Origin of the sequence: Mesorhizobium sp. M4B.F.Ca.ET.089.01.1.1 (assembly GCF_004022605.1) — a bacterium.
In the GTDB taxonomy this organism is placed as follows: domain Bacteria; phylum Pseudomonadota; class Alphaproteobacteria; order Rhizobiales; family Rhizobiaceae; genus Mesorhizobium; species Mesorhizobium abyssinicae.
Map to the genome: position 1 here is coordinate 1 of NZ_RZOS01001087.1, position 726 is coordinate 726.

The window sequence follows — 726 nt, forward strand, 5'->3', positions numbered from 1 at the left end:
ATCTAATATGATCCCGGCAAGGATCGTCCTGCCATCGCTCTGGATGCCTACGGCCCGCAGGCAAAGGCCAATCGGCGGGACTTCTGAAGCTCCGCCCGGCACGATGTTCTCATCCGCTGAACTGGTCAAGCACCTCTTATTGCGGGGGAACGCCTTACTGCCAAAGCAGATGTTGCTCAGTCAGCCTGTCCGGAAGGGCGCGTCCGGTCTTTATCGCTTAGTTGCCCGCCGAGTGTCAGCAAGCCCTAACTTCCGCGATCACGCCATACTCCCGCGGACAGCCTTACCCTACCTCAATGTGGCGGCGGACCTGATCCGCCTTGGCCGGCGCCTGTTACCCCAAGCCCCCCGCCCAATAGGCGTCGGCCATCTCTTCACAGAGAAGCCTAGAACGCGCATTTCCCGTTTCCGCTGTCAGCGCAGAGCCCCGGGCCTCCTGGCGCCCGCCTGGTCCTTTCGGCCCGCACTAGCAGCTAAGCCATGAGGCGCTTCGAAATCGCCCGCAATAGCTCCGTTTCGTCGGCAATCCCGTTCCGGAAAGCGCTGACGATTTCAGCAGCGAGGTCTTCCCTCTGCTCCTTGTCTTTTTGGGCTAGACGGCGCTCATCGCAAAGCCGATCGAACACCCGCTGGAGCAACTCCAGATCGCTTGGCACAAGTATCCCGTCGAGGCACGACAGAGGCATTACGCAACCCTCAATTGGCTAAGACCCTGCCTGTTATTTT

Annotated in this window: 1 protein-coding gene; it reads right to left on the minus strand. The window is 60.1% G+C overall.

Annotation, left to right across the window (positions count from 1 at the left end; genetic code table 11):
- Nucleotides 1-473: 473 nt before the first annotated feature.
- Entirely contained in the window at nucleotides 474-656 is a 183-nt protein-coding gene (locus EN780_RS39965) for a hypothetical protein (protein WP_245493310.1), read from the minus strand.
- Nucleotides 657-726 lie beyond the last annotated feature (70 nt).